At 49.9% G+C, this 4842-nt stretch carries 3 protein-coding genes and 3 pseudogenes; all 6 read left to right on the top strand.

Annotation, left to right across the window (positions count from 1 at the left end):
* A pseudogene (locus G1E_RS28075) lies at positions 1 to 890 on the top strand (RHS repeat-associated core domain-containing protein); the annotation flags it as partial.
* A 7-nt stretch (positions 891 to 897) separates the two neighbouring features.
* On the top strand, positions 898 to 1329 hold the full coding sequence (locus G1E_RS25155) for a hypothetical protein (RefSeq protein ID WP_009681917.1): 432 nt from the start codon (positions 898 to 900) through the stop codon (positions 1327 to 1329).
* Positions 1326 to 1757: a tol-pal system YbgF family protein gene (locus tag G1E_RS25150; protein WP_009681916.1), complete on the top strand. Its 432-nt coding sequence runs from the start codon at positions 1326 to 1328 to the stop codon at positions 1755 to 1757. The genes G1E_RS25155 and G1E_RS25150 overlap by 4 nt, the downstream gene beginning before the upstream one ends.
* A gap of 158 nt (positions 1758 to 1915) precedes the next feature.
* Positions 1916 to 3862: pseudogene (locus G1E_RS25145) on the top strand (RHS repeat-associated core domain-containing protein); the annotation flags it as partial.
* Positions 3863 to 3867: 5 nt separating this feature from the next.
* Positions 3868 to 4494 carry an imm11 family protein gene (locus G1E_RS25140; RefSeq protein WP_165944178.1) on the top strand — a complete coding sequence of 209 codons (627 nt, stop codon included), beginning with the start codon at positions 3868 to 3870 and terminating at the stop codon, positions 4492 to 4494.
* Between the two features lie 207 nt (positions 4495 to 4701).
* Positions 4702 to 4842, top strand: a pseudogene (locus tag G1E_RS30325) (RHS repeat domain-containing protein); the annotation flags it as partial.

Raw genomic sequence — 4842 nt, 5'->3', positions numbered from 1 at the left:
GCTGGTACGGTTACTACAGCCTTGGGCGGCGGGTGGCCAAGCGGTCTTAGATCAACGGCGAGGTCGAACAGAAGCGCTTTCTGTGGCAAGGCTTGCGGATGCTGCGGGAGGAAACGCCTGGGCACAGCATCTTGTATCTGTACGAGCCGGGTAGCTATGCGCCGTTGGCGCGGGTTGATCAGGTTGAAGGGGGAAGGCAGAAGGTCTATTACTTCCATACGGATCAGATTGGTACGCCGTTGGAGTTGACGGACAGTGATGGCAAGATCGTTTGGCAGGCGACGTATCGTTCATGGGGTGCGATAGAGAATCTGGTCGTCAATCAGGTCGAGCAGAATCTGCGCTTCCAGGGCCAGTATTTCGATTCTGCAACAGGGCTGCACTATAATACATTAAGGTTCTATGATGCAGAAGTAGGCAGGTTTATTTCTCATGATCCCATAAGTTTGCTGGGTGGGATTAATTTATATGCATTTGCACCTAACTCGACTGGGTGGATTGATCCGTGGGGACTAAGCTGCCGGACTGAGTATTTAGGAAGGACGCCGGGCAAATCCAGCAAAACTGGTCGAGAAGTTATTGAGGCCATGAGAAAAGAGGGGCGTATTCGAGGTCGCGGTAATGAAATGGAGTTTAAAAGTTCGACAGACAAGCAGTGGTACTCGGTTGCGGAAGCTGACATGGCGCACAAGTATGATGCGGTGACTTATTGGAATGATCGCGGAGGTTTCTTCGGTGCCAAGTCCAAAGAAGTTCGGAAATGGATGCTTGACTCTAAGAATTATGAGTTAGAGCACTTTTCATTCAATCGGTCGGCAGGTGCCAGGCTGAACCAGTTTTATAGGTCGCCAGATAATTTTATCGGGCCGCATGAATATTTTAGCTATTGAGGTGTGCATGAACGATTTGTCGGAAATTAATTTGCCGTTATCTCAAGAGATTGTCGCGATTGTAGAGGCGGGTAATTTATTGCATGAGGCTGGCGCCTATGAATCTGCGCTGGAGAAGTACGGCGAATCTTGGAATATGCTGCCTGAGCCTAAAGAACAGTGGGACCTTGCTCATTGGATTGCCAAGTGTTATTCCAGGCTTTACTTAGAGCTTGAGTGCTATGACGAAGCGAAAGTTTGGGCAGTTAGGGCAGTTCAAACAAAACCCCCTCGCGAGACGTCAAGTTTCATACTCCTTGGTGCATCTCATCTTGGTGCGAATGAAAAAGAATCGGCTTACAAGTTTTTTAAAAAGGCCTTTGAGCTTGGTAAGGGGAGAGCTTTTCAAGGGTTTGATAAAAAATATCTGGATTTTTTTACTGGCTATGAAGAAAAATGAAAGATTTGCCAGATCAGCTATATGACGAAATTCTTGCTCTAAGTGAGCAGGGTAACGAATTGATGGATAAAGGAGAGTACTTGAGGGCAGCTGAGGCTTATCGAGTTGCGTTGATAAAGTTGCCCGAGCCATATGTGCAGTGGGATGCGTTTGTTTGGCTTAAAGCCAGTGTTGGGGATGCAATTTTTCACTTGAAAAATTATGCTGATGCCGCGGAAGAATTTTTTGATGCCATGGGTGGTGCGGATGGTTCTCACAACAGTTTTGTACTCTTGCGGCTCGGTCAGTGCCTGTACGAACAAGCAGATCCGAAAGCGATGGATTATCTATGTAAAGCCTACTTTTTAGAAGGTGATGACGTTTTTAGGCATGAAGATAAGAAATACATTGGCGCGGTTAAATCAGTGTTGGGTAGTAGGGTTAATTGATAAGCTTCAGGTTTGTTATGGTCTAGTGTTAAAGACTGCACTCGAAATTAATTATGCTAACCCTCTTATTGGCTATTTAAGGGCCAGCGCATGTGACGACTTTCAACTTTTTGAAAAATTAGGACGTAAGTCAACCATTGGCAGTATGTCTATGCGTATCGGACCGCTTGAGTGAGGTAGCACGGGTCGACAACCTGATCCTGCGCTTCAGCTACCGCGCTGGCGGTCACCTGATTCGCCTCGACGAAATCGGCTATGGCGAAAGTGGTGAACGTCCCGAGCGCAGCACGCTGTTCGAGCGCGATGCCATTGGCCGTTTACTGGCCAAAGTCAACGGCGATGCACGACAAGACTTCGGTTACGACGACGCTGACCGGCTGTTGAGCATTCAGCGTCAACCTACACCTGCAGGCAGGCAGTTGGGTGTCACCGTCGAAAAGCTTGGCTACAGCTATGATCTTCTAGGGCGCCTGACACAGGAACTGACCCCGAGCGGTGCCTTGGGCTATGAGTACGATGTACTCAGCAACCTGACCACGCTGACGTTGCCAGATGGCCGCAAGGTCAACCACCTGTACTACGGCAGCGGCCATTTGCACCAGTTGAACCTGGACGGCCAGGTCATCAGTGACATGGAGCGCGATGACCTGCACCGCGAGGTGTACCGCACCCAGGGCAAGCTCACCAGTTGCTTCGGTTATGACGCCATGGGGCGCAAGGCCTGGCAGTTTGCCTCGACCTTGCCGGCCGACAAGCTCTCGCAGGTGCACAACACCGGCATCAACACGTCGTTGCTGGTCGAGCATGCCTACAACCCGATCCACCGCCGTTACCAGTACGACCCTGCCGGTGAACTGGTGCGTACGCTGGACAAGCTACGCGGCGAGATCAAGTACGAGTATGAAGCCAATGGCCAGTTGCGCAGCCGTGATACTGGCTCGCTGATCGGGAGCGAGGAATTCCGCTACGACCCGGCAGCTAACCGGTTGGACTTCAATGCGCGGCAGTTTGCCAAGGTCAAGGACAACCGCATCAAACAGTGGCGGGATCAGGAGTACCGCTACGACCCGTGGGGCAACCTGATCGAGAAGCGCTCGGGGCATAGCAAGCTGCAGAACTTTAGCTATGACTGCGAGAACCGGCTGGTGCGGGCGGAGACGTTGGTCAATGGCAAGCTGGCAAGCCGAGGCGAGTACCGTTACGACAGCCTTGGGCGGCGGGTGGCCAAGCGGGCTGAAATCAACGGCGAGGTCGAACAGAAGCGCTTTCTGTGGCAAGGCTTGCGGATGCTGCGGGAGGAAACGCCTGGGCAGAACATCCTGTACCTGTACGAGCCGGGTAGCTATGCGCCGTTGGCGCGGGTTGATCAAGCTGAAGGGGAAGCGCAGAAGCTTTATTACTTCCATACTGACCAGATTGGTACGCCGTTGGAATTGACGGACAGTGACGGCAAGACCGTTTGGCAGGCGACGTATCGTTCATGGGGTGCGATAGAGAATCTGGTCGTCAATCAGGTCGAGCAGAATCTGCGCTTCCCAGGTCAGTATTTCGATTCTGAAGCTGGGCTGCATTACAATACGTTCCGTTTCTATGATGCTGAGCTCGGACGGTTTCTGTCCCAGGATCCTATAGGGCTTGCAGGTGGAATTAATGTCTATTTATATGCTGAAAATCCTGTTCAGGAAATCGATCCGCTGGGGTGGTGTTCGACGAAGCTGGGTAATAGCATGGGTGCCAAAAAAGGCGATGGGATGGCGAACCATCACCTCATTCCGGAAGAGATCCTTAAGAAGCCGCGTTATGCAAAAATGTTTAACAGACTCCGATCAATGGGGTTCAACGATGACGGGGCATCCAATGGTATATTTTTGCCTGGCACTAAAGGTTTGACGCAAAAAATTGATCTTCCTGGGCATTGGTCTAGCCATTCTCGATATACTAAGGCGATAGAGACCAAAGTGTCAGCACTAAATGACGCATTCAGCGCTGGAAAAATTTCAGACACCCAGTTGGTGTTGGGTATTGGTAAGATTCAGAATTTCGCAAGAGAAAATCTAATGAATAATAATTTTGTAGTGGACTCTGTTACTGGGAGGCTACTGTGAGTAGTATGAAATATTATGCTCTGCGCTATGACTCTCATGATGCGGGCTGTCCGACTGTATTGTCGGGTTTTTTTAATTGTGAAGAGTTTGAGTGGGGCGCTTTCGAGATTAACCCAATGGAGCTGGTGATAGAAAAGATGTATGCTCTGGAACTGACCAGTCTTGAAGTGCCACTCAATGATTTGGATTTCGACTTCTATGAGCTTGGCGACACTTACGTGTCGAAAAGATTCTTAGAAGTTTGCGATGGCGTGGGCGCAAAGTACAGGGCTATCCCACTCGAAATATCATATGGCGGGGCTTCGCGGAAGGATGAGTTTTATATATTTATTCCTGGTGAAAGTCTGGCGGCGCTAGATAAGAGCAAGTCGGTGTTTGAGGTCTCAAAAGACATGGTCACCGGTTTAGAGGTAGAAAGTCCTATTTATCCAGGTTCTGTGAGTATAGAGAGCATTTCGAGTTTCGTGATGACTCCGACATTGGAAGGTGATCTTTTTAGATGTCAGGAAACGTTGGAGTTGTTTTGCAGTGAGAGATTTAAAGCTGCCGCCAGTGGTTTGAAGGGTGTCAGGTTTGAAGCGGTTGATGAGAAATATACATATGATACGTGGGCTGAATTCAACGATATTTAAAGAGATTAAGTTGTTGGTGAGATAGGTGCGCATAAGGTTGTAAGCTGATCAATCGTACTCTTCAAGAGTATTCGGCGACGGCTCTCCGTGTCATGTGGCAGAGTCAGTACTGGTAAGCTACAGAGTTTGGAGACACGAAACCAAGCGCGTACCGATGTTCGCAGTTGGTGCATGAGTTACGGTTGGTCTCGACCTGTCCACGGCAATGATCTTCTAGGGCGCCTGACACAGGAACTGACCCCGAGCGGTGCCTTGGGCTATGAGTACGATGTACTCAGCAACTTGACCACGCTGACGTTGCCAGATGGCCGCAAGGTCAACCACCTGTACGTAAGGGATCCATCATCC

This window comes from Pseudomonas sp. TJI-51 (genome assembly GCF_000190455.2).
Classification (GTDB): domain Bacteria; phylum Pseudomonadota; class Gammaproteobacteria; order Pseudomonadales; family Pseudomonadaceae; genus Aquipseudomonas; species Aquipseudomonas juntendi.
This window is presented reverse-complemented; position numbering and strand designations above follow the sequence as displayed.

Bases quoted from the DNA above. Each gene is read 5' to 3' on its own strand.
- G1E_RS25155 (WP_009681917.1), top strand. From the start codon at position 898: ATGAACGATTTGTCGGAAATTAATTTGCCGTTATCTCAAGAGATTGTC.
- G1E_RS25150 (WP_009681916.1), top strand. From the start codon at position 1,326: ATGAAAGATTTGCCAGATCAGCTATATGACGAAATTCTTGCTCTAAGT.
- G1E_RS25140 (WP_165944178.1), top strand. From the start codon at position 3,868: ATGAAATATTATGCTCTGCGCTATGACTCTCATGATGCGGGCTGTCCG.